Here is a 23,593-nt window from a genome sequence, read left to right as displayed (position 1 = left end):
GCGGCGCCCGGCGGGGCCGCCGTCAGCTGCCGAGGTCGCGGAGGCCGTTGCGCAGTGACGTCGCACGGATGACCAGTGTTTCGGAGTCCTCGAGGGCGTAGCGCTGCGAGCGGGCGAGATGCCCGGCGTCGATCTTGCGGGCCGTGTTCGCGTCGCCGGCCGCGATGGCGTCCACCAGCGACGAGTGCGCCTCCAGGACGCGGTGGCGCCGGCCCTCGTCCGGGTAGCGCCCTTCGGCGGAGACGCGGGCGGCCCACTGCCGTTCCTGCTCGGACCAGAGGCTCTCGAGCGCGCCCACCATCACGTTCAGCGTCTCGTTGCCGCACGCGCCCACCAGGTCCTCGTGGAACCGCCGGCTCAGGGTGGTGAACCGCTCGCCGTCGCCGATCGCCGCCGTGGCCTCCTTGATGTTCGCCCGCAGGAGTGGGATGACCTCTTCGTCCCGGTCGTCGCGGGCCGCGCACAGGGAGGCGGCGATCGGCTCGATCTGCTCGATCGCGTTGGCGAGGTCGCTGATCGGGGCCCGCCGGGACTGCAGGACGAGCCCGAAGGTGTAGGCCGCCGACTCGGCCGTGGGAACCTCGACGATCGATCCGCCGATGCTGCCGCGCCGGACCGTGAGCAGGCCCTCGTTCTCGAGCTGGCGCAGCGCCTCCCGCAGGGTGGGCCGGCTGATGCCGAACTCGGCCATCAGGTCTTCCTGCTTGGGAAGCGAGTCGCCGTTGGCCAGCTCACCGTCGATGATGCGGTCACGGATGATCCCGGCGATGACCTCCGCCACGCGCGGCTGCCGGAACTGTGCGCGCTGCGTCTTGGGCGCGTCTGCCCCTGTCACTGCGTCACCTCTTCCGATCCCCGCACGTGTACGGCACCATCCAGCCCGACTATGCGGCCGAACGGCGTCGTACGCTCGCCGGAGAAGCATAGGGAGGCCCGGCAGCCTCGGGGAACGGGCCGGCGGGCGGACACGGGAGCCTCCACACCGGCTCGTGGCGAGGAGCGGCCCGGCCGGACATCGAACGGACGAGCACCGATCGGGAGCTCGCTCGGTGCGGTCGGGACGAACCCGCCGCGGCCGACCGGTCCATGGTATCGACAAAACTTAAAAGTTTAAAATCAATGCGGATGCCGGCAGGCGCGGCCTGTTCGGGGCGGCGGGCGCCACGGTCGCGGGACTGGGGACCTTTGCGGGCGCGAGCCCCGCGCAGGCGGCGCCGGTCCTGTGGATCCCGCCGGAGCGGTCGGGCATGCCGCCGGTCAGCGGCCTGCACCTGCAGTTCGGCGCGGACGCCGCATTCCGCGGCGCTGCAGCGGGTCCGGTGTTCGGTGGAGTTTCACGCCTTGTCGTCGCGCATCTTCACCGGCCGCCGCCGACGCGGCCCACGGCGCGATCGGATCGGATGCGCCAGTGCGCCCGGGAGATCGGGACGGTACTGCAGGCCAAGCATGTGGAGCCCGCCGGCGCACCGATCACGCCGGCGGCGAGCCGGTGCCGTCCGGCAAGGCCCTCGTGCTCACCGCTCCCGCCAACTCGCGGGTGACCACGCGCGATCGGGCTCTGCGCGGGGCGGTGGCGGTCGAGGGCGAGCGGGCACCGACCGGCGCCGACGTCACTGCGCTGAGCGCGTTTCACCGGTGGGCGCCGCCGTCGTTCTCTGACCTGCGAGGAGGTGTCGATCGGCTTGATCCGGCCGGAGGGCCCGGTGACGGAGCAACACAGCACCGCTGCCGTTCACCACTCTGCCTGGTCGTGGGCCATTTCACGGGCTGATAGGGAGCCGGTGCAGGTCGCGCCTTCCGCTCCACGCCTGACGTGCCAGGATTCATCTGGACCCGATGCGTTCGGGCTCCGTGTGAGACGTCCGGCACCAGGGGTAAGGCACATCGCCTGTTGTGCACGACCGTGTGCCGTCTCAGTGGCCGATAGAGAGGAACGCTTCAATGAGCACGCTTTCCAGTGACCGTCCCGCCGAGGCGTCAGGCTCGTTCGCGATCGGCGGTGACCTGCCGGTCGTCCGTCTGGGTTACGGGGCGATGCAGCTGACCGGGCCGGGGGTGTGGGGTGACCCCAAGGACCCCGATGAGGCGGTGCGCGTCCTGCGTCGCGCCGTTGAGCTGGGTGTCACCTTCATCGACACGGCCGATTCCTACGGTCCGTTCGTGAGCGAGCAGCTGATCCGCAAGGCGCTGCACCCTTACCGCGATGACGTGGTCGTCGCCACGAAGGCGGGGCTGAGCCGATCCGGCCCGGGCGACTGGCGTCCGCTGGGGCGGCCCGAGTACCTGCGGCAGCAGTTGGAGCTGAGCCTGCGGCACCTGGGTCTGGAACGGATCGACCTTTACCAGCTGCACCGGATCGACCCCAAGGTCCCCCTCGCCGAGCAGTTGGGCGAGCTGGTCGCGCTGCAGAAGGAGGGCAAGATCCGCCACATCGGGCTGTCGGAGGTGACCGTCGACCAGCTGAAGGAAGCGCGCGGCATCGCCGACATCGTCTCGGTGCAGAACCTGTACAACCTCGTCAATCGCAAGGCGGAGGACGTCCTTGACTATGCCGAGGCCGAGAACATCGCGTTCATCCCGTGGTTCCCGATCGCGACCGGCGAACTCGCACGTCCCGGGGGTCCGCTGGATTCGGCCGCACGAGAGCACGGTGCCACCGCGTCGCAGCTCGCCCTCGCGTGGCTGCTGCGGCGGTCCCCGGTCATGCTGCCCATTCCGGGCACGTCCCGCGTCGCGCATCTGGAGGAGAACGTGCAGGCGGCGACCGTCACATTGACCGACGACCAGTACGAAGCCCTGACCAAGGCCGTGTGATCCGGCGGCCGCCCGCGGACTGCCTTGCCTGGGCACCGTCCGCTGCGGCGGGGGAGGAGCGGACTACTCTGCCGGGAGGAACGAGTGATGCGGGCTCGCCGGCCCGGTAGCGGATGCCATGGCGAGCGTCGCCGAGGTGGTTCATGAGCAGTGATCTGTCAGGCCGACCGCTCGCGGACGACACGGTGGGGCTGCTGGAGGGCCTGACCAGCACCCGGGCCATCCGGCGCTACCGTGACGAGGCCGTTCCTCCGCAGGTGCTGCGGGACATCCTGTTCGCCGCGACGCGGGCGCCGAGCGGGTCCAACCGGCAGCCGTTCCGGTTCCTGGTGCTGGTCGACGGGCCGCGCGCCCGCGAGGCCAGGCGCCTCATCGGCGAGAGCGCGCGGCGGATCTGGGCGGCCAAGGAGCAGCAGGACGGGTACGGCAGGGGCAGCGGCACGGACGCCGGCTCCCCCAAGAGCCGGATGGCGCGCGCGATGCGCGAGTACGTCGAGGGATTCGAGTCGGTTCCTGTTGTGGTCCTTGCCTGCTTGGTCCGCTACCGCGCGCCGCATCCGACCGAGGGAGGCTCGGTCTATCCGGCCTGCCAGAACCTGCTCCTGGCCGCCAGGGCGCTCGGTTACGGAGGCGTGATGACCGGCTTCCACCGGCCGGTCGAGCCCGAACTGCGGGAACTCCTGGAGATTCCGGACGAGACGTTGATCGCGGCGACGATCACGCTGGGCCGTCCGGCCGGTGCGCACGGCCCCGTCCGCCGGCGGCCCCTGCAGGAACTCGTCTTCACCGACCGGTGGGGGGAGTCTCCCGACTGGGCGGTGGATCCGCCGGGCGCCCGGCACACCGCCGCAGGCCCGCGGCGTCCGCAGTGACTCCGCCCGATGCGTGCGGAATCGGGCCGCGAATGACCCGTGAGGGCAAGGACCTGCTGAACCGGAGCCCTTCTTCCAGTGCGTCGTCGCAGTGACGCTGCAGCTCGGCTCTGGACTCCTCGCGGATCACGTCCGAGAAGTGGGAGGACACGCCGCGAAGGCCCGGTCCGGCTAATTCCGTTGAACGGGTTCCGCGTCAGAGGCGGGCGGTGTGGCGGGAGGCCTGGGTGGGCAGGTCGGCGTAGGTGACGATGCCCGGGCGCGCGGCGACGACGGCGGGGATGGCGTTGACCACGGGCATGGCCGTGATGACCGAGCCGATGGCGAGCATGTCCTCCAGGCTCATCGAGGTCATGTCCTGCGGCAGGACCTCCACCCGGAGGTTGACCTGCGGGTGGCCGCGGACCTCGATGAGGTAGGCCATGGCGATCTCCCAGGCCGGATCGAGATCGGCGGTCACGGTCCAGCGCACGTGGGCCTCGACGACGTCCGCGCCGCCGGAGGAGCCGATCCACCTGACGTCCAGTCCGGCGACGGTTCCCGCCTTGACGGGGCGGCCGGGGAGGTCCAGGTCCTTGGTGGCGTGGGCGAAGCCGACCTCGCAGCGGACGTCGTCGACGGCGGTGTCGAGCAGCTCGGCCATCGCCTCGACGGCGTCGCCGAAGGGGGCGGTGGCCTTCTCGACGTCCGCGGCGTGGCCGGGGTCGCCGGCGGGGCGGCCCCAGCCCAGTTCGTCCTGGTTGGCGTCGCCGGCCCAGAGCCCGATGTCGAAGGACTCGAAGACCTCGATGCGGTCGACCTTGCGGCAGACGCCCGAGGCGACCGCGGCCAGCTGGTCGGCGTAGCCGGGGTTGACGCCGCTGCCGAACAGGCTGGCCTGCCCCGCCAGTGCGGCCTCCTGCAGGGCCGCCCGAGCCGCCTCGCCGTAGGCGCGGCCGGTGAGGAAGGACGCGGTCGTGAGCACGTTGACGCCCGCCCGCAGCAGCCGCCCCAGATGCTCGATGTCGGGGTGCAGCGGCATGTACAGGACGCAGTCGGGCGCCAGGGCGATGATCTCCTCGATGTCGTCGGTCGCGGCGACGCCGAGCGTGCGGCCGAGCCCGGCGAGCTCGCCGGCGTCCCGGCCCGCCTTGTCCTTGCTGTGGGCGTACACGCCGACGAGTTCCAGGTCGCGGCGCTCGGCGACGGCCGCGAGCGACTGGCGCGCGACGTTGCCGGTCGTCCACTGCACGACGCGGATGGGCCGTTCGGACGTGGGCTCCACGGTGCCTCCCCGGCGAAGGATCACCCGAGGCCGTCAGCCCCGGCGCGGACGAGCCTAGGCGGCGATGTTGACCGTGGTCAACATTTTTCTCGTGCCGGGCATCGATAGCATTGCCGAGTATGAGTGGGGAGCGGATGAAGAAGAGCGCGGACAAGGATGCTGACCAAAGTCAGCGAAGGGCGAGCCTGGCGCAGGCGCGCTCACGCGAGACCAAGCACGCGCTCCTGCAGGCGGCCATCGCGCTGTGGCGTACCAAGGGGTTCGCCGACACCACGGTCGCCGACATCTGCCAGGCCGCCGGGGTCTCCAAGGCGCTGTTCTACTTCTACTTCTCCCGCAAGGAGGACGCGCTCCTGGAGGCCGGTCTCCTGTCCACCAGAGACGCCCGCAACAAGTGGCGCGAACTGGTCGCCGGCCCCTACGAGCTTCCAGATGTGATCGTCCAGGTGCTGGCGGTGCTGGAGCGCACCATGCGCCGCAACCCTCCTGAACTACTGATCCACACCACTCTGGAGGGCTATCGCGCGGAACAGCGAGCCCTGGCCGAGCGCCGCCCCCACGAGCACCACGCGACCAGGTTCCTCTTCCTCGGCCTGCTGCAACGCGCCCAGGCCGACGGCAAGCTCCCGGCCGGCCTCGACGTTCTGCACCTGGCCCGCGTCGCCCAGACGCTCCTGGAGACCGGCACCCGGCACTGGGCCGCCGGCGAGTACGGCGAACTCGGCTTCACCGAAGTCGTCGGCCACGACATCAACGCCTTCATCGCCGGCTACAGCCGAACTCGGGAAACGGCACCCGCACCGGTTCGCCGTTCCGGCTCCTGACCGATCGGCTCCCTGGCCACCGGGCCGAGGGCGCTTTGCATCGGCATGCGCCGGACTTTCAAAAGATAAGGCCATTCTGCCCGCTCGGCCGGCGCCGGCAACCCACCGATTCGGCTGGGCTTCTCAGCGTCTCTGATCCGCGTGTCCAGCGAGGACTGGCGGCGTGCCTATGAGGGTGGGTGCCGAAATAGCACTTTCATGCCGCGCCCGAGCGGGCGTCATGGCATCGCCTACAGGATCGCTGAAGGCTTTCTTAAGAAGCCTTCGATTGTGCTTAACGCGGCGACCGGCTTAACCTGCTGACAGGTGGCCCTCGGTGAAGGTGAGGTCAGTGGATTGAGTGTACAGGAAGAAATCGGAACACGGGATCGCGCCGTTTTCGGCGTGCCCTATGAACTGGTGTTCGTCGATGGCGAATATGTTTCGGCGGATGCGGCGCGACTGAGTGTTCTCGCGAACGTCGTTTCGTACGGAACCGGAACCTTCGAGGGGATCCGGGCTACGTGGAACCACGAGCGGGGAGACCTCTTTCTCCTGGAGGCGCCGGCGCACTACGAGCGGCTGGAGCGTTCCGCGCGGATCCTCGGCCTCGAGCTGCCGTATCCGCCCGCGGATCTGGTGGCGGTGACTTGTGAACTGCTGCGCCGCAATGGCGTCCGCGCGGACAGCTACGTCCGCCCCCTGCTGTTCCTGGCCGGCGAGCAGCTCGCCGTCCGGATGCACGACTCGGGCAGCCGGCTGTGCATCCCGGCCACGCCCATGCCGAGCGACTACATCGACCCGCGGGGCATCCGGTGCATGGTGAGCACCTGGCGGCGCGGCACGGATGTCGCCGTGCCCAACCGCGCCAAGGTGATCGGGAGCTATGTCGGCCCCGCGCTGGCCAAGACGGAGGCGATCCGGCGCGGGTTCGACGAGGCTCTGCTGCTGACCACCGACGGCCATGTGGCCGAAGCGACGACGTCGAACGTCCTGGTGCGCCGCGGGGACGAGTGGGCCACGCCGGCGGCGACCGACGACATCCTCGAGGGGATCACCCGCCGCCAGGTGGCCGAGCTGCTCGCCGAGGACTTCGGCGTCACCGTCGTCCAGCGCCGTGTCCACCGCTCGGAGCTGTACGCCTGCGACGAGGCGCTGCTGTGCGGCACGGCCGCCATGGTCGCTCCGATCATCGAGGTGGACGGACGGCGGGTGGGCGACGGGAGGCCGGGGGAGACGACGCTGGCTTTGCAGCGCGAACTGTCGTCGATCGCCCGGCGCGGCGGTGACCGGCACCACGAGTGGACCACTCCCGTTTTCGGCACGGAGGCGCAGACGTGAACGAGTCGCACAGGCGGGCACCGGCGAGGTCCGCGACGCCGAGCGCACTGGATGACCTCGGCTCGATCCGGCCCCTGCGCGTCTGGCAGGACGTCGTCGCCCGGGTCATCGAGAGCGAGCTGATCACGCTGGCGGTCGTGGAGATCCCGCCCGGCGGCCTGGTGCCGGCTCATCGGCACCCGAACGAGCAGGTCGGGCTCTGCCTGGCGGGCTCCCTGCGGTTCACCATCGGTGCGGAGACGGGCGAGCTCGGCCCTGGCGGCATGTGGCGAATCCACGCCGACGTGCCGCACGAGGTCCATGCAGGTGCCGACGGTGCGGTGGTCGTCGAGGCGTTCTCCCCCGTCCGGAGCGACTGGGAGGGGCTGGAGCCGGCGCCCGAGTCGTCTCCGCGCTGGCCGGCCGGATCATGAGAGCCCTGTCCGCGACGGGCGACGGCGGCCTGGTCGAGCCGGTCCGGGTGCCCGAGCCGTCCGCCGGCGCCGGCGAGGTGCTGGTGGACGTGCGGGCCGTCTCGGTCAACCGGGGCGAACTGCACCGGCTGACGGCGGCGGCCGCGGGCTGGCGGCCGGGCTGGGACTTCGCGGGGGTGGTCGCGGATCAGGGGACGTCCGGCGACGCACCGGCCGCCGGCCTCCCGGCTCCGGGCACGCGGGTGTTCGGCATCGCGGACGGCGGGAGCTGGGCCGAGCGGGTCGCGGTCCCGGCGGCCCGGCTCGCCGTCGTCCCGGACGGGCTCTCCCTCGAGCGGGCGGCGGCGCTGCCGACCGCCGGGCTGACCGCGCTGCGGACGTTGCGCATGCACGGTGACCTCGCTGGGGCCGGCGTCCTGGTGACGGGCGCGGCAGGCGGGGTCGGGCGGTTCGCCGTCCAACTGGCGCGCCGGTGCAAGGCCGAGGTGACGGCGGTGGTCGGCCGGCCCGACCGCGGCGACGGGCTCGCCGCGCTCGGCGCCGCGGAGGTCGTCGTCGGCGTCGAGGGGTTGGAAGCGGAATTCGACCTCGTCCTGGAGACCGGCGGCGGCGAATCCCTGCGGGAGGCGCTCCGCCTGGTCGCGCCACGCGGCACCGTGGTGTCGTTCGGCAATTCCTCGCGCGCTTCGACGGCGTTCTCGGTGAGCGACTTCTATCCGAAGGAGGCGTCTCTGCGCGGCTTCTATGTGCTGAACGACCTGGACGGCCCCCGTACCGCGGCCGACCTGGCCTATCTTGCCGGGCTGGCCGCCACGAACGAGCTGGTGGTGGACATCGCGGCCACGAGCGATTGGCGGGACGCCCGGGCGGTTCTGTGCCGATTGCGCGACCGGCGTCTGGCGGGCAAAGCGGTGCTCCTGGTGACGAAGGAAAAGCAGAGCTGATGGACCGAGTTTCCGAGAGTCCTCTCCCGAACCCCGGACCTAGCATTGCGCCATGCTCGACGTGACGCGGCTGCGCGTGCTCCGGGAGGTGGCGCGGCATGGCTCTTTGACCCGCGCCGCGGAGGCCCTCTCCTTCACCATTTCGGCCGTTTCCCAGCAGATCGCCGTGCTCGAACGGGAAGCGGGGGCGCAACTGCTCGTGCGGCATGCCCGGGGCGCGCGGCTGACCGAGGCGGGACGGGTGCTGGTGCGGCACGCCGAGGCGGTCCTCGCTGAGCTGCGCGCGGCCGAGACGTCGTTGGCCGCCGTCGCGCACGGTACCGGCGGCCGGCTGCGGCTCGGGTCGTTCACCACGGCGAACGCCACGCTGATGCCCCGGGCGGTGAGCGCCTTCCAGCAGCGTTTCCCCGATGTGGAGGTCGACCTGACGGAAATCGACAGGGACGAGGCGATGGCCGCGGTCGCGATGTACGAGCTCGACCTCGCCCTGGTCTACGAGTTCCCCGTGGTGCCGCTGGAGGTTCCGGCCAACGTGGAGCTCAGCCCGCTTCTCGTGGATCCCCTGCACGTCGCGCTTCCGCTCGGGCACCGGCTCGCGGACCGCGATCGGCTCCGGCTGACCGACCTCGCCGACGACCGCTGGATCCAGGGCGTGCACCACGGCTCGACCATCGACGTCCTTCCGCGCGCCTGCCGGAAGGCGGGTTTCGAGCCGCGGATCGCCTTCCGCACCGACGACCAGATGACGGTGCGCGGTCTCGTCGCGGCGGGGCTGGGCGTCGCCCTCGCCCCGTCGCTCACGCTGCCGGCGACCCCGTCCGGGCTGGTGGTGCGCCCGCTGAGCGAGCCGTCCCTGACCCGGACGGTGGCGGCGGCCACGCCGGCCGGCGAGTACCGGCTGCCGTCCTCGTCGATCATGATCGAGCATCTCCGCCGGGTCGCCGCCGGGCTGGGACCGCACTGCCGGCCCGTCGCGGGGCCCGAGCGGCATGCGGTGCGCATGGGCCATCGGCTGGAGACAAGAGGAGACGAATATGTTTGACTGGGTCAATGAATATCGCGCAGGAACCCGCCGTGCGGTCGCGTGACGGCGATCTCGTCGGCGATGCGCGGGCGCTCGGCAGGATGTACCGGTTTCTGGTGGACAGCCTGCGGCTCAGCTGGGAGGACACCCCGTACTCCGTGACCGAGGGCTGGGTGATCGCCGAGCTGGCGCAGCGGGACGTCACCGAGGTGATGGAGCTGCGCCGGCGGATCGGCATCGATCCCGGTTACCTCAGCCGCGTCCTGGCCCGGTTCCAGGCCGACCGACTGATCACCAGAGACAGGTCGCCCGAGAACCGTCGCTTCCAGACGGTTCGGCTGACCCGGCGCGGCCGGGCCGCCTGCGAGGTCATCGAGGACCGGATGGCGGAGGCGCTGCGGGTCCGGCTGAGCGCGTTCCCGGAGAGCGACCGGCGGCGGGTCGTCGAGGCGATGACGTCGATCAGCGGTGCGGTCGAACGTGTCCTTGGAGGTCGATGTGCCCTTTGAAGCGGTCGAGCGGCAGCCCGACCTTCCCGCCATCGAGGAGCGCGTGCTCGAACGCTGGCGGGCCCGGCAGGTGGTCCGGCGGGCGATCGAGCGCACTGCGGACGGCCCGCCGTTCACGTCCTACGACGGACCCCCCACCGTCGGCGGGAGCCCCGGTCTCCAGCACGTCCAGGCGCAGGTGTTCGGGGACATCTTCCCGCGCCACCGAATGATGAAGGGTGCGCGCGTCCTTCGCGCCACGGGCCATGGATGCCATGGGCTCGGCATAGAGGCCGAGGTCGAGCAACGACTCGGCATCGACCGGAAGAGCCGGATCGAAGCGTCCGGTGTCGCTCGATTCAACGCGCAGTGCCGTGCCACCGTCACCCGCTCCATCGCCGAGTTCGACCGGCTCACCCGGCGGATGGGGTCCTGGGCCGGCGTCGAGCGGCCCTACTCCACGATGTCCGCCGAGTACGTCGAGAGCGTCTGGTGGTCGCTGAAGACCCTGTTCGAGGAAGGCCTGATCTACCGCGAGGACCGAGTCGCTCCGTACTGCCCCCGGTGCGGCACCGTGCTGTCCGACCACGAGGCGGCCCAGGGATACGCGGAGACCGACGACCCGAGCGTCTACGTCCGCTTCCCGCTGCTGGACGGCCCCCTGGCGAACGAGGGAGCCGACCTGCTCGTCTGGACGACCATGCCATGGACGCTCGTGCCCGCCACGCTCGCCGTGGTCGGAGAGCACATCCGATACGTGCTGGCGGCCGGCGGGCGGGCCGGTGACCGACCTGTCGTCATGGCCGCGGAGCGGGTCGAGACGGTCCTCGGCGAGGAAGCCCGGGTGCTGCGGGACGTGCCCGTCGGCGACATCACCGGAGCCCGCTACAGGGCTCCCTTCGACTTCGTCGGCCCCGGGTCCGCCGACGATCCGGACGGCGACCCCGCCTCCTGGCGCTTCGTCGTGACTGCGGACTTCGTCAAGGTGGACGAGGGGACGGGTGTCGTCCACACGGGCGCGGCCTTCGGCGAGGACGACATGCGGGTCGCCCGCGAGCACGGTGTCCCGGTGGTCAGACCCGTACGGCCCGACGGCCGGTTCGACGACAGGGCCGGTCCCTACGCCGGCATGTACGTCCGGGACACCGACGAGCGCATCATCGAGGACCTCCGGGACGCCGGCGTGCTCCTGCACGCGGGCACCCACCGCCACACGTATCCGTTCTGCTGCTGGTGCGCCACTCCGCTGCTGTACTACGCCACGCCGTCCTGGTACATCGCGACCACCCGCATCAGGGACCGGATGCTCGAGGGCAACGCCGGGATCGACTGGCGGCCGCCGCACGTGCGCGACGGCCAGTACGGTGAATGGCTGGCCGGCAATGCCGACTGGGCGCTGTCGCGTGAGCGCTACTGGGGGACCCCGCTGCCGTTCTGGCGCTGCGACGCCTGCGACCACGTGATCGCCGTCGGATCGCTCGCCGAACTGGCCGGGCTCTCGGGAAGGGACCTCACCGGGCTCGATCCGCACCGGCCCCATGTCGACGAGGTGACGGTCCCCTGTGACCGGTGTCCGGGCGGCGTGCGGCGCCGGGTCCCCGAGGTCGCCGACGCCTGGTACGACTCCGGTGCGATGCCGTTCGCGCGGTTCGGCCACCCGCACGCGGCCGGCGGCGAGGACCCGTCCGCTGCCCGGTCGCCCGCGGATCTGGTGTGCGCGCCGATCGGTCAGACCCGCGGCTGGTTCTACGCCCTGCAGGCGGTGGGCACCTCGCTGTTCGGGCACGCCGGATTCCGCCGCGCGCTCTGCCTCGGACCCGTCTCCGGCGCGGACGGCCGCGGGACGTCCCCGGGCGCGGCGGGCGGGCGCGACCCGCAGGAGCTCATCGACGAGTACGGCGCCGACGCGCTGCGCTGGCTGCTCGCCGCCGACGGCCGTCCCTGGCAGCCGCGGCCGGTCTCCGCCGAGCGGCTCCGGGAGATCACCCGAAAGACGATCCTCACCATCTGGAACACCTACTACTTTTTCGTCACCTACGCCGGCCACGCCGGATGGACGCCGCGACCGGGCGTCCCTCCGATCGCGCGGCGGCGGGTCCTCGACCGCTGGATCCTCGCGCGGCTCGACGAGGCGACCGAGCGGACCGACGCGGCGCTCACGGACTTCGACGCGGCGGGTGCCGGCCGCGAGCTCGCCGCCTTCGTCGACGACCTGTCGAACTGGTACGTGCGCTGCAGCAGGAGCCGCTTCTGGGGCGAGGACGGCGAGGACGCGGGCGCGGCGTTCGCCACCCTGTACTCCTGCCTGACGACCCTGGCCCGCCTCATCGCCCCGATGATGCCGTTCCTCGCCGACGAGCTCCATGAGAACCTGGTCCGCTCGGTCGGCGCGAGCGCACCGGACTCGGTGCACCTGACCGGCTATCCGGTGCCGGACGAGAGCGCCCGGGACCCGGACCTGTGCGAGGCCATGGCGGTCGCCCGCCGGCTCGTCACGCTGGGGCGCGACGCTCGCGCGACGGCCGGCGTCCCGGTACGCCGTCCGGCGCGCCGCGTCCAGGTCGCCCTGCCCGCGGACGCGCGGCGGCTGCTGCCCGAGGTGCGCCAGGTGATCGCCTCCGAGCTCAACGTCAAATCGGTCGAGCTCGGCATCGGCGCCGCCATGACCCGGACCCTCCACCCCGACTTCCGCGCGCTCGGCCGGGACTTCGGGAGCCGCACCAAGGCCGTCGCCGCCGCCATCGCGGGCGCCGACGCGGAGAAGGCCCTGGCCGAACTCGAAGCACGGGGGCACTTCACCGTGGAGCCGGACGGAGAGGCCGTCGCGCTGAGCGCCGGGCACGTCCGGATCGTCGAGCGGCCGGTGCGCGGCTGGCAGATCTCCACCGACGGCCCGTACGCCGTGGCCCTGGACCTGGACATCGACCGCGATCTGCACCTCGAAGGACTCGCCAGGGAGCTCGTCCGGCTGATCAACGACCTGCGGAAGCGGGAGGGCTTCGATCTCGCCGACCGGATCGCCGTCGACATCGCCCCCGTGGCCGACGCCGACGGCGAGATCGGCGCGATGCTCTCCGCGCACGGCGAGGCGATCGCCCGCGACGTCCTGGCGCGCGCGATCACTTTCGACGGCGGCGATGCGGCGGCTTCGGCTGTACGTCGCCGGTTCGACATCGGCCGCGGCGCCGTCGTGGTCACCGTCCTGCGCTGACCGCCGCTTCATGGCGCACGGATGATCGTGACTGTACTGCCCACCGAAGAGCCGTCGAGAGGATGTGCGATGACGAACACACCGGGTCACCGGCAAGCGGAAGTAGCAGCGTCGGATGATGCACCCTGGTGGGGGCTTGTTGGGCCGGGCCTCGCCACGGTCGTCGGCTTGTTCCTGCTGACCGCGGTCTACGGCACCGACTCGTTCTCCCCCATGCAGCGTGCCCTCTATCTGCCGGGCCACGCGTTGCTGATGAAGGCCGTCGTCCCCTACCTGATCGCGGCGGCGGTGGCGCTTCCGGCCGGTGTCCTGCTCGGGGCCCGCCACCCGGCGGCGGTGACGATTCCCGCCGTCTCGGTCTCGGCCATCGGCGGTCTGCTGGTCGCGTTCACCGAGAGCGCCGGCGTCCTGTCGGCGGGACGCGTGCTGGGCGGGCTCGGTACCGGCGCGTCGCTGGGAGTCACTGTAGCGCTGTTGCTGCGGTTCGATCGCCGGCGTGGCCCGGCGTCCGCGGCGATGGCGCTCCTGGGCGCCCTGGCGCTGATCGCGGCCCCGCCGGTCAACCAGGCCGTCTCCGAAGCGATCAGCTTCCGCTGGACGTTCCTGCTCGCGGAGCCGCTCCTGGCCGTCGCACTGGCCGCCGGCATAATCAGCGGAATCGTGCTCATCACGAGGCGTCGCACCGCCCGGCCGAACCCGTATGGCATCGCTTTCCCGCCGCCCTATCAGCCGCCTTACCCGTCTCCATATCCGCCGCCGCCCCCACCGCCCTATCAGCAGCCGTACCCGCCATCAGGGCCTCCCCAGTAGCGGCGTCACGGCCCTGTGCCTGGTGGACGAGCCTTACGGGCCCGATGGGGCGCGGACGGCGTTGAAGGTCATGCTCGGGGCGGTGAACCGAACAGGTAGAGAAGCATGTGAGTGTCTTTCATGATTTCACCGCCGCGCCGCGCCGGGCCGAGCCGGCGGACCGCGGTCGGTTCACCGCGCTGCTCGGCGACCTGCTCGACGCGGGCGTTATCGGCTTCCCCGCATGCGTGCTCGCCGGAGACGTCCTTCCGAGCGCCTTCTCGCTCGGCACGATCCTGAGCAGGCACCTTCGCGACGGCGTGCCGATGCCGCCGAGGCTGTCGGCCGATGGCGGGGTGCTCACCGTCGATCCGTCTCGATGCGGCGCCGATGGGGCCCCCTTGACCGAACGGGATATCTCGGTTCTCGAAGGTGAGCTGACCTTCGTCGTTCACTATGCTGGATCGGATGCTCGCGAGCTGTGTGCGGCCGTGGAGCGCCTACCCTTCGATTCCGGGGACGTGGCGGTCCATTACCCCAGCCAGATCATTGCGCCGAAGCCGGGATCGCCTTCCGTGGCGCCTGTGTGCGACGCGGGGCTTTTCGCCACGGTCCGGCCGCGCGCACTCATCCATACCGAAGCCTTCGCGCTGGGTGCCGGCGATCGCCTGCTCGCCGAAGGCGACCCTGCGGCCGTACAAGATTTCCCCGTGAATGACACCGGCCTTGGCTGTCAGGTTCATCCGGCCTACTGGTATCTCGAGATCGAAGGCAAAGGAGGTCATGAGCACATGGCGCCGACCCTGAGAGTCTGCCGGAAACATTTCGGTGACGACTGCTTCTCCGGTTGGACCTGCGGCTGACGGCCGTGGCCGGGACGGCGGCTCTCCTGGTCGGCCTCCACCGGATCCGCCCGGCCTAGTCCGCCTGGTCCGCGGCGGCCCCTCTGCGGCGTTGCAGGAGGCGGGCGCGCAGCAGGGTGCGGGCGCCCGACCTGTTGAGGTGGGTGCTTTCCTGCTTCGAGCAGGAGGCAGTGATTCCGGTGGGTATATGCGTCAGGATGACGCTCCTGCGCTCATATCCGAGGGGTCCGCCGCAATCGGTCCACTCCTGCGACTCCCGCGCCTCTATCTCGCCATCGTCAAGACGAATGTCATCGTAGGGCACCGCGACGGCCAGTATGTCGACCGCCACCTTCAGAACGGGACGGCCTTCCGATCGGTGGATGCCGTGCTCGGATTTCAGCGATCCAAAGGCGCCTATGCCGCTGATATGCACGGTGGCCGTGAAGGCGGGCGGGTCCGCGCAGTCCGACTTGTTGTAGACGTGCACAGGCCGTCCATCGCGCTCGGCGTCTTTGATGTACTGCGAGCAAAGGAGCTCCGCCCATCGCACTCCTTCGTAGGCGTCCGCTCTCCGCGGTGCCTCGCAGGGAAGGGCCCGGACGACGACGATGGCCTCTCGTTCGTCCAAGTCCCCGGGGCGTCGGCGGAGCAGATCCCCGACGCGTTCGGTGAGGGCCCGCAGTTCCGTGCGGCACTCGGCGGCGAGGACGTCGTCGGCCGCGGGCAGCAGGTCGGCGAGCAACGTGAACTCGTCGCGGGCGCCATCGACATCATCGAGCAGGCGCCTGATCGTCTGGAGGCGCGCGGCGGCGACCTCGGCGGCGCTTCAATGCGCCGGATCGGCCAGGATCCGCTCGAGCCGGAGCGCTTCGGCGCGCAGTGCGGCGATCTCGGCGGCGGCCTCCTCGAACGCGAGGCGGCATGCTCGCAGGTGGGGCTCGTGCATGAGATCCTCCGACACTCGCTGTCTCGTCTCACGACCGCGGCGACGAGGGCGGTCCGGGAGATCAGTGAGAACACGCTGTCCTCGAAACCTTAACCGCCTCCGGTACCGCCACGCCGCGCATCACACCGCCATGACAGTAGCTGTCGCGACAGCTATTTTCCCGCTAGCCTCGCCACCATGTCCTCCCTCCACACCCGGCGCCCACGCGTGTTGATCGCCGGCGCCGGTGTCGGCGGCCTGTGCCTGGCGCAGCCGGCGACGACGGGACGGCCGTGGCCGTCGCCACCTGCCGCCCGCTGACCCCGGTTCCGGAAGCCGTCGCCGAGCACGCCCCCGACCTGGCCCTCACCGACATTCCCGGCTACTTCTCCTGGACCCTGACCACCACCGGCCCACTGCCCGATGCGGCGTCGCCGGAGCGGCTGCACGAGTACGCCGTAACGGCGGTGCAGGACTGGGCCAAGCCGGTACGGGACATCATCGGCGGCGCGGACGCGGCCATGACCTTCCCCGTCACGATCACCTCCGCCCGGCCGGTGGACCCGTGGGACGACCCGGTCGTCACGCTGCTCGGCGACGCGGTGCACACCATGTCCCCCGGCCGGGGCGACGGCGCCGGGATCGCCCTGCGCGACGCCCATCTCCTCGGCGACCTGCTCACCTCGGACCTGACGGTCGCGGAGGCCAAGACGGCCTACGAGCACCAGATGCTCGACTACGGGTTCGCCGCCGTCGAGGCCTCCCGGAACCGCCCCTTCGGCTTCTTCGGCAAGTCGGCACGCCCTGGATCGCCTGACGGACGGGCTCGGCGCAGGCCCGACGATCGCCGTTCGGTCGTCGTCACACTGACCGACGAAGGGAGGATGCTCCTGCCGAAGATCCCGCCGGTGTTCGGCCAGACCGCCGCCCTCCTGACCGCCGGCATCAGCCCGGACGAACTCCAGACCACCCACCGTGCCCTGCTCCGCATGCGCGAGAACCTGGCATCGGGGCGCCGGTGATCGTTCCTCCGGCCTGCCCGTCCGCGCCCGTGTCCGGTAGAGGCGACCAGCGGGCCGAGGTCAGGGAGCGTTCATGAGCTCGATCAGATGATGCAGGTGCTCCCGGAAGCGGGCGACGGTGCCGGGGTCCTCGGCGCCGATCGTGCTCCCGTCGGCCCTGAACAGGCCCCTGGTGAGGAAGCCCATGACGCACCAGCCGATGGTCGCCATCTGCATCTCGGGATCGATGGCCAGTGCCGGGTCGCCATCCTCGACGATCATCATCCGGTGGACGGGGGCCACGTACCGGCTTTCGAGATCGGCGAAGTCGGCGGCGTCGTGGAGTGAACGATGCATCCACAGCGCCGATGCGACCGGGTTCTCCAGGTTGAAGTCCAGGAAGGCGTCGGCGAACCGGCTGAAGCCCTCCAGGCCCGGTGTGGCATCGGCCAGCTCGGTCTCGAAAACACGGCGTCTGCGTTCGATCAAGTCCTCCATGACCGCGCGGTACAGGCCGCTCTTGCCGCCCGCGGCGGCCAGCTCATGCCTGTCGGCACCGGCGGAGACGAGCATGTCGGTGGTGGTGCCGTCGTAGCCGACCTCGGCGAAGAGCCTGCTCGCGATGGTGCGAAGCGACGCGGAGACCTCTGCGCCCTCGGGGTTGTCCGCGGACATCTGTCCACTATCGGTATCTCCTGGCGGACGGGGCAACGCCGCCTGTCGGAAAAACCCGATTCCTTTACCTGCCGCCAACCGTCCGGACCGGCGCGCGACGACGATGCCCGCGATCCCGCCCGCTGGCGGTGCCGCTGAGCCGGACTCCGGCTGTTCAGAGTGCGCACCTTCGCGGTATCGACGGTTCTATTGTTCGTCTCCAGCGTCGCCCTCTATGGCGCCCTGCTGCTACTGCCGCTCTTTTACCAGACTTTGCGCGGCGACACCGTGCTCGACGCGGGGCTGCTCCTCGCCCCCCAAGGAGTCGGGATGCTCCTCACCAGGACCATGGCGGGCAGGCTCACCGACCGCGTCGGCTCCCGGCCAGTCGTGCTCGGCGGGCTCCTGGTCATGGTCGCCGGCACCGCCGCCTACACCCGGGCCGGCACCGACACCTCTGACGTCCTGCTCCTCAACCTGGTCATCAGGGGCGCCGGCTTCGGCGCGGTGACGATCCCTCTGATGGCGACCGCCTTCATCGGGCTCGAACGCGAGCAGATACCCCACGCGAGCGCGGCCACGCGCATCGCCCAGCAGGTCGGCGGATCCTTCGGCGCCGCGATCATGGCCATGATCCTCCAGACGCAACTCACCGCGCACCATGCCGAAGGGCTCGCGGGCAAAGTCACCGCGTTCGATAACGCCTTCTGGTGGACGCTCGGCCTCACCGCCGTCGCCGCCATCCCCGCCGTTGTGCTCCCGCGACGGCGCAAGAACACGGTGTCCGTCCAGTGAGTCAGAGAACTGCGTCCGGCCCCCGATTTCCGGTGCCATGTCGGCTCAACTTGACCATCGAGTTCGAAGAAGGCGGATGCAAGCAGGACCCGCTTTCCGGTCTGCCGGATGCCCTCAAGGAACCCCGCTCGGTTAGTGGGCTGCCGGATCAGGGGCGCACGTGGATGACGGTCTTGCCCTTGCGCCGCTCGGTCGGGTTGAGTGCGGGGACGGCGTCGTCGAGGTTCGCGACGGTCCCGATGCGCGTGCGCAGGCGCCCGTCCCGCACGCGGTCGACGATCTCCGCCAGCTGGCTCGGAACGGACTCGACGACGAAGTCGAGGGCGAGACCGTCGACAGGGCGACTCTCCACGGGACCGACCACCGACACCAGCGTCCCGCCGGGGCGGACGATGCTCGCCGAACGCCTCTGGACGTCGCCGCCGATGACGTCGAAGACCAGGTCGACCTCTCCGATGTCGTCGAGATTCCCCTCGTCGAGGGCGAGGAACTCGTTCGCGCCGAAGTCGAGCGCCGCCTGGCGGTCCGCCGCCCGCCCGGTACCGATGACGTAAGCGCCGAACTCCCGGGCGAGCTGCGTCACCATCGATCCGACCGCGCCGGCGGCGCCGTGCGCCAGCACGCTCTGCCCCGCCCGAAGACGGCCATGCTGGAACAGGCCCTGCCATGCGGTCAGGCCGGAGGTCGGCAGGCTCGCACCTACCGTGAAGTCCACGGCCCCGGGCAGCGGCGCGAGGTTGCGCGCCTCCACGGCCGCGTACTCGGCCAGGGTTCCGTCGCGGTGCCAGTCGGTGATGCCGAACACCCGCTGGCCGATGGAGAGTCCCGTCGTGCCGTAGCCGAGGGAGGTGACCACTCCGGCGAACTCGTGGCCGATGATCGGCTGGGCCCGGTCGTGGCCGGAGCGGTCGACCCACGTCGAGGGCCACTCCCACTCCGCCGGGACGAAGCCCGACGCGCGGACTCCAACGACGACGTCGTTGATCGCCGGCGTCGGCCCGGGGCGCTCCGAGAGCTCGATGCCGGCCGCTTCCGCGGTCCGATCAGTCGCGACGATCGCCTTCATCTCTACCTCCGTGTCCCTCGTGCTCGCCGACTCTATTTCCTGATCCTGTGACTGGTTGTTCCCCACTGCGGTGGGAGCCGACGCGTCCCAGTGATTCCGTCCGCTGGTGTCGGTGCGCCACCGCCGACCGCGAACCTTGCCCGGTGGGGGTTGTGGCGGGTGCGGGTCGTCGGTTACGTTTCCGTCGTAGTCAATCGATTGAACGGAGTCAATGTGACCGTGGAGCTGGCTCTGACCGGGCGCCGGATCCTGGTGACCGGCGCGGCCGGAGGGCTCGGACACGCGGTGGCCGGGCGCCTCGCGGAGTGCGGTGCCAGGGTGGCCGCGGCCGATCTGCGCGAGGACGAGGCCGGGAAGGCCGCCGCGGGCCTCGGGGGCACCGCGGTGGCGCTGGCCGCCGACCTCGGCGACCCCGAGCAGGCCCGCGCGCTGCCCGGGCGGGCCGCCGAGGCGCTCGGCGGGCTGGACGGGCTGGTCAACTGCGCCGGCGTCATGCAGACCAAGCCGCTGGCGGGGCTCACCCCGCCGGAGTGGGACCGGGTCGTCGACCTCAACCTGACCTCGGTGTTCCATGTGGTGCAGCAGGCCGCCGCCCTGATGGCCGGCGGCGGGTCGATCGTCACGCTGGCCTCGGTGGCGGCGCGGTCGGGACGCCCCGACGCGGCGCACTACGCGGCGTCGAAGGCGGCGCTGCTGTCGCTGACCAAGTCGGCGGCGCTGGCCTACGGCCCGGCGATCCGCGTCAACGCGGTGTGCCCCGGGGTGTTCATGACGCCGATGTGGGAGGGGATCATCGCCGAGCGCGAGCGCCGGTTCGGGGACGGCGCCGGGCGAGCGTACCTGGCGGAGGTGACCGCCGGGACCGCGCTCAAACGGGACGGGCGCCCGGGCGAGCTGGCCGACGTGGTGGCGTTCCTGCTCAGCGACCTCGCCTCGTACGTGACCGGGCAGGCGGTCAACGTCGACGGCGGACTGGAGATGGACTGATGGCGGGCCATGCGTTCCGGCTGCTGTCCGCGCTTTACCACGACGAGCCGATGGTGGGCATCTGGTCGCCGGAGGAGACCATCGCCTCGTGGCTGCGGGTGGAGGCGGCGCTCGCCGGGGCGCAGGCGGACGCGGGGCTGCTCACCCGGGAGGACGCCGCGGCGATCGAAGCCGCCTGCCGTCCCGAGCTGATCGACCCGGACCGGCTGTGGGAGGGCTCGCGGACCGTCGGCTACCCGATCCTGCCGCTGGTCCGGCAGATCGCCGCGCACCTGCCGCAGGGCCCGGACGGGCGGGTGCACTACGGCGCCACGACCCAGGACATCATGGACACCGGGCTGGCCCTGCAGCTCGTCCGGTCCTGCGACCGGCTGACCGAGCTGGCGCTGGCCCTCGGGGACGGGCTCGCCGCGCTGACCGCCGCGAACGCCGAGGTGGTCATGGCCGCGCGGACCCACGCGCAGCAGGCCGTCCCGACGACGTTCGGCGCCAAGACGGCGGTGTTCCTCGCGGAGGTGGCCCGCGAGCTCGCCGAGCTGCGCCGGCTCCGGCCGGTGGTGGGCGTGGTGTCGCTGTTCGGCGCGGGCGGCACCAGCGCGGCCATGGGCGAGGACGCGGCGCGGGTGCGCGCCGGGGTCGCGCGCCGGCTGGGCCTCGCCGGCACCGACGTGCCCTGGCATGTGGCGCGCGACCGGGTCGCCCGGTTCGGCCAGGCGTGCTCGCTGCTGGCCGCCACGTGCGTGCGGTTCGCGCGGGAGGTGGTCGACCTGTCCCGGACGGAGATCGGGGAGGTCGGCGAGGAGGCCGGGCACCACCGCGGCGCGTCCTCGACGATGCCGCAGAAGGCCAACCCGATCTCCTCGGAGGCGGTGATCGGGTACGGCGTCGCCGCGTCGGGCGCGTCCGCGCTGCTGGCGCGGGCGATGGAGGCCGGCCACGAGCGCAGCGCGGGGGAGTGGCAGGTGGAGTGGCTCGCGGTGCCGCAGGTGGCGGAGTACACCGCCGCGGCGGTGCGGCTGGCGGGGGAGACGGCGGGGTCGCTGCGGGTCTTCCCCGAGCGGATGCGCGCCAACCTGGAGCTGGACGGCGGCCTGCTGATGAGCGAGGCGCTGATGATGCGGCTCGCCCCGGCGCTCGGCCGCGAACGCGCCCACGACCTGGTGTACGCGGCGGCGGTCCGGGCGCGGGCGGAGGGCGGCGACCTGGTCGGGACCTGCGTGCGGGACCTGCCCGAGGACGCCCGCGCGCAGCTCGGCGACCTCCCGCTGGACCCGTCGGACTACCTCGGCGAGGCGGCGGCGATCGCGGCGGGCGCGCTGCGCGAGTGGAAGTCCGTGCGCAACGAAGGAGGGGAGTAATGGACGAGATGCGGCGGCGGCTCGCCGACCTGCACGCCATGTGGCGGATCCGCGCTCTGGAGGAGAAGGTCCGCGAGCTGCGGATCGGCGCGGAGGCCGCGGTCGTGGGGTCGGTGCACCTGAGCATCGGCCAGGAGGCGGGGCCGGTCGGCGCGTGCGCCGAGCTCGGTCCGGACGACGCGCTGTTCGCGACCTACCGCGGGCACGGGTGGGCGCTGGCCCGCGGCGTCCCGGCGGAGGCGATCATCGCCGAGTGCGCGGGACGCGCCACCGGGATCAACGGGGGCCGCGGCGGGTCGGCGTACTTCACCGCGCCCGAGTACGGCTTCTACGGCGAGAACTCGATCGTCGGGGCGGGGCTCCCGATCGCCGTCGGCGCCGCGCTGGCCGGCCGCTTCGACGGCACGGGACGCGTCGCGGTGACGGTCTGCGGCGACGGCGCGCTCAACCAGGGCGCCTCGCACGAGGCGCTGAACATGGCGGCGGCGTTCCGGCTGCCGGTCGTGTTCGTCTGCGAGAACAACGAGTGGTCGGAGCTGACCCCGATCGAGGAGATGGTCGGCGAGCCGGAGCTGTGGCGCCGCGCGGCCGGCTACGGCATGGCGGGCGAGCGGGTGGACGGCAACGACCCGGCCGCCGTGCGCGCCGCCGTCCGCGACGCCGCCGCGCGGGCCCGCGCGGGGGAGGGGCCGACGCTGCTGGAGCTGATGACGCAGCGCCTCGTCGGCCACTACATCGGCGACGCCGAGCAGTACCGCCGCCCGGGCGAGCTGGATCGGGCCCGCGAGCGGGAGCCGATCGCCCGGCTGGGCCGGGAGCTGGCGGAGGCCGGCGCCGATCCAGCCGCCATCGAGGACGCGCGGACGCGCGCCGAGGAGGAGATCGAGCGGGCCGCCGCGGCGGCGCTGGCCGCGCCCCCCGCCGACCCCGAGACCGCGAAGGACCACGTCTATGCCTGAGAGCACCGTCCGGGAGCGCGCCGGCGAGGCGCCCGCGCGCGAGACCCGCAAGCTGAAGTACGGCGAGGCCGTCAACGCGGCGCTCGCCCGGGTGCTGGCGGAACTGCCGGAGACCCTGCTGTACGGCGAGGACGTCGGCAAGCCCGGCGGGGTGTTCGGCGTGACCCGCGGGCTGCGGCGCAGGTTCGGCGACCGGGTGTTCGACACGCCGATCAGCGAGGCCGCCATCCTCGGCAGCGCGGTCGGCGCGGCGCTGATGGGCGCCCGCCCGATCGTGGAGATCATGTGGGCGGACTTCTCCCTGGTCGCGCTGGACCAGCTCGTCAACCAGGCGGCCAACGCCCGGTACGTCTCGCGCGGCACGGCGCCGGCGCCGATCACCGTCCGCACCCAGCAGGGCAACGCGCCGGGCGCGTGCGCGCAGCACTCGCAGTCGCTGGAGGCGCTGTTCCTGCACGTCCCGGGGCTGCGGCTGGTGATGCCGCGGACCCCGCAGGACGCCCACGACGCGGTCGTCGCCGCCGTCCACGCCGACGACCCCGTCATCATCGTGGAGAACCGGAGCCTGTACTTCGGCGAGAAGGCCGAGGTGGAGCTCGGCGGACCGGCGCGGCCGATGGGCTGGTCGCACCTGCGCCGGCCGGGCCGCGATGTCACGGTGGTGAGCTGGGGCGCGGTGGCGGCGCAGGCGCTGGAGGCGGCCGACGCGCTGGCGGCCGACGGGATCGAGGCCGAGGTCGTGGAGCTGACCTGGCTGAACCCGGCCGACATGGACGCGGTGCTGGGCAGCCTGGCGCGCACGCGGCGGCTCGCCGTGGTGCACGAGGCCAACACGACCGGCGGCTTCGGGGCCGAGATCGTCGCGCGCGCGGTGGAGGCCGGCACCGGCCTGGACGCCGCGCCGGTGCGGATCGGCGCCCCGGACGTGCGGATCCCCGCGGCGCCGGTACTGGCGGAGGCGCTGCTGCCGTCCGCCGCCGGCATCGCGGCCCGGATCGCCCGGATGGTGGGTTGACCGGGCCCCGCCCGGCTAGTCAATC

Annotated in this window: 22 protein-coding genes; 17 read left to right on the top strand and 5 right to left on the bottom strand. The window is 71.8% G+C overall.

Annotation, left to right across the window (positions count from 1 at the left end; translation table 11 throughout):
* Positions 1-22: 22 nt before the first annotated feature.
* Complete coding sequence (locus tag F8568_RS25060; protein WP_202125312.1) at positions 23-835, bottom strand: FadR/GntR family transcriptional regulator; 813 nt, start codon at positions 833-835, stop codon at positions 23-25.
* A gap of 1,106 nt (positions 836-1,941) precedes the next feature.
* On the opposite strand from F8568_RS25060, the gene F8568_RS25055 reads away from it, so the two are divergent.
* Both F8568_RS25055 and F8568_RS25050 read left to right on the top strand, forming a co-directional pair.
* Entirely contained in the window at positions 1,942-2,814 is an 873-nt protein-coding gene (locus tag F8568_RS25055; RefSeq protein ID WP_151596136.1) for an aldo/keto reductase, read from the top strand.
* Between the two features lie 143 nt (positions 2,815-2,957).
* Entirely contained in the window at positions 2,958-3,686 is a 729-nt protein-coding gene (locus F8568_RS25050; RefSeq protein WP_151596135.1) for a nitroreductase family protein, read from the top strand.
* Between the two features lie 196 nt (positions 3,687-3,882).
* On the opposite strand, the gene F8568_RS25045 is transcribed toward F8568_RS25050, so the two are convergent.
* On the bottom strand, positions 3,883-4,950 hold the full coding sequence (locus tag F8568_RS25045) for an NAD(P)H-dependent amine dehydrogenase family protein (protein ID WP_202125311.1): 1,068 nt from the start codon (positions 4,948-4,950) through the stop codon (positions 3,883-3,885).
* A 119-nt stretch (positions 4,951-5,069) separates the two neighbouring features.
* Here F8568_RS25045 and F8568_RS25040 point away from each other — a divergent pair, with 119 nt between their 5' ends.
* The 9 genes from F8568_RS25040 (at position 5,070) to F8568_RS25005 (ending at position 14,826) form a co-directional block, all read left to right on the top strand.
* Positions 5,070-5,774: a TetR/AcrR family transcriptional regulator gene (locus F8568_RS25040; protein ID WP_202125310.1), complete on the top strand. Its 705-nt coding sequence runs from the start codon at positions 5,070-5,072 to the stop codon at positions 5,772-5,774.
* A gap of 306 nt (positions 5,775-6,080) precedes the next feature.
* Entirely contained in the window at positions 6,081-7,094 is a 1,014-nt protein-coding gene (gene ilvE, locus F8568_RS25035) for a branched-chain-amino-acid transaminase (RefSeq protein WP_151596134.1), read from the top strand.
* A complete protein-coding gene (locus tag F8568_RS48565) occupies positions 7,091-7,507 on the top strand; it encodes a cupin domain-containing protein (RefSeq protein ID WP_160573749.1) in 417 nt (138 codons plus the stop codon). Before ilvE ends, F8568_RS48565 begins: the two co-directional genes overlap by 4 nt.
* Positions 7,504-8,451 carry a zinc-binding dehydrogenase gene (locus F8568_RS25025; RefSeq protein ID WP_151596132.1) on the top strand — a complete coding sequence of 316 codons (948 nt, stop codon included), beginning with the start codon at positions 7,504-7,506 and terminating at the stop codon, positions 8,449-8,451. Before F8568_RS48565 ends, F8568_RS25025 begins: the two co-directional genes overlap by 4 nt.
* A 52-nt stretch (positions 8,452-8,503) precedes the next feature.
* Positions 8,504-9,493, top strand: a complete 990-nt coding sequence (locus F8568_RS25020) for a LysR family transcriptional regulator (protein ID WP_151596131.1) — start codon at positions 8,504-8,506, stop codon at positions 9,491-9,493.
* 32 nt (positions 9,494-9,525) lie between these two features.
* Positions 9,526-9,984 (top strand): MarR family winged helix-turn-helix transcriptional regulator, encoded by a 459-nt coding sequence (locus F8568_RS48560; RefSeq protein ID WP_160573748.1) that lies wholly within the window; start codon positions 9,526-9,528, stop codon positions 9,982-9,984.
* Positions 9,974-13,174, top strand: a complete 3,201-nt coding sequence (ileS, locus tag F8568_RS25010; RefSeq protein WP_160573747.1) for an isoleucine--tRNA ligase — start codon at positions 9,974-9,976, stop codon at positions 13,172-13,174. The genes F8568_RS48560 and ileS overlap by 11 nt, the downstream gene beginning before the upstream one ends.
* Before the next feature lie 168 nt (positions 13,175-13,342).
* Positions 13,343-13,984, top strand: coding sequence for an MFS transporter (locus F8568_RS47000; RefSeq protein ID WP_151596128.1), 642 nt, complete (start codon positions 13,343-13,345; stop codon positions 13,982-13,984).
* A 107-nt stretch (positions 13,985-14,091) separates the two neighbouring features.
* Positions 14,092-14,826 carry a hypothetical protein gene (locus F8568_RS25005; protein ID WP_151596127.1) on the top strand — a complete coding sequence of 245 codons (735 nt, stop codon included), beginning with the start codon at positions 14,092-14,094 and terminating at the stop codon, positions 14,824-14,826.
* Positions 14,827-14,881: 55 nt separating this feature from the next.
* On the opposite strand, the gene F8568_RS25000 is transcribed toward F8568_RS25005, so the two are convergent.
* The gene (locus tag F8568_RS25000; RefSeq protein ID WP_202125324.1) at positions 14,882-15,589 is read right to left on the bottom strand and encodes a PCRF domain-containing protein; all 708 of its coding nucleotides are present in this window, start codon (positions 15,587-15,589) and stop codon (positions 14,882-14,884) included.
* Between the two features lie 404 nt (positions 15,590-15,993).
* Between F8568_RS25000 and F8568_RS48555 the strand changes: the two genes are divergently transcribed.
* Positions 15,994-16,755: an FAD-dependent monooxygenase gene (locus F8568_RS48555; RefSeq protein ID WP_202125309.1), complete on the top strand. Its 762-nt coding sequence runs from the start codon at positions 15,994-15,996 to the stop codon at positions 16,753-16,755.
* Positions 16,756-16,815: 60 nt separating this feature from the next.
* On the opposite strand, the gene F8568_RS24990 is transcribed toward F8568_RS48555, so the two are convergent.
* On the bottom strand, positions 16,816-17,409 hold the full coding sequence (locus F8568_RS24990) for a TetR/AcrR family transcriptional regulator (RefSeq protein WP_151596125.1): 594 nt from the start codon (positions 17,407-17,409) through the stop codon (positions 16,816-16,818).
* 159 nt (positions 17,410-17,568) lie between these two features.
* Here F8568_RS24990 and F8568_RS24985 point away from each other — a divergent pair, with 159 nt between their 5' ends.
* Positions 17,569-18,183: an MFS transporter gene (locus F8568_RS24985; protein WP_160573746.1), complete on the top strand. Its 615-nt coding sequence runs from the start codon at positions 17,569-17,571 to the stop codon at positions 18,181-18,183.
* A 148-nt stretch (positions 18,184-18,331) separates the two neighbouring features.
* On the opposite strand, the gene F8568_RS24980 is transcribed toward F8568_RS24985, so the two are convergent.
* Positions 18,332-19,249 (bottom strand): NADP-dependent oxidoreductase, encoded by a 918-nt coding sequence (locus F8568_RS24980; protein WP_151596123.1) that lies wholly within the window; start codon positions 19,247-19,249, stop codon positions 18,332-18,334.
* A gap of 213 nt (positions 19,250-19,462) precedes the next feature.
* Between F8568_RS24980 and F8568_RS24975 the strand changes: the two genes are divergently transcribed.
* The 4 genes from F8568_RS24975 to F8568_RS24960 are packed head-to-tail and all read left to right on the top strand — an operon-like array spanning position 19,463 to position 23,568.
* Positions 19,463-20,236, top strand: coding sequence for an SDR family NAD(P)-dependent oxidoreductase (locus F8568_RS24975; protein ID WP_160573745.1), 774 nt, complete (start codon positions 19,463-19,465; stop codon positions 20,234-20,236).
* Positions 20,236-21,594, top strand: a complete 1,359-nt coding sequence (locus F8568_RS24970; protein ID WP_202125308.1) for a lyase family protein — start codon at positions 20,236-20,238, stop codon at positions 21,592-21,594. The genes F8568_RS24975 and F8568_RS24970 overlap by 1 nt, the downstream gene beginning before the upstream one ends.
* Positions 21,594-22,553 (top strand): thiamine pyrophosphate-dependent dehydrogenase E1 component subunit alpha, encoded by a 960-nt coding sequence (locus F8568_RS24965; RefSeq protein WP_202125307.1) that lies wholly within the window; start codon positions 21,594-21,596, stop codon positions 22,551-22,553. Before F8568_RS24970 ends, F8568_RS24965 begins: the two co-directional genes overlap by 1 nt.
* Entirely contained in the window at positions 22,546-23,568 is a 1,023-nt protein-coding gene (locus tag F8568_RS24960) for an alpha-ketoacid dehydrogenase subunit beta (RefSeq protein WP_151596121.1), read from the top strand. The genes F8568_RS24965 and F8568_RS24960 overlap by 8 nt, the downstream gene beginning before the upstream one ends.
* Positions 23,569-23,593 lie beyond the last annotated feature (25 nt).

This window comes from Actinomadura physcomitrii (genome assembly GCF_008923205.2).
In the GTDB taxonomy this organism is placed as follows: domain Bacteria; phylum Actinomycetota; class Actinomycetes; order Streptosporangiales; family Streptosporangiaceae; genus Spirillospora; species Spirillospora physcomitrii.
This window is presented reverse-complemented; position numbering and strand designations above follow the sequence as displayed.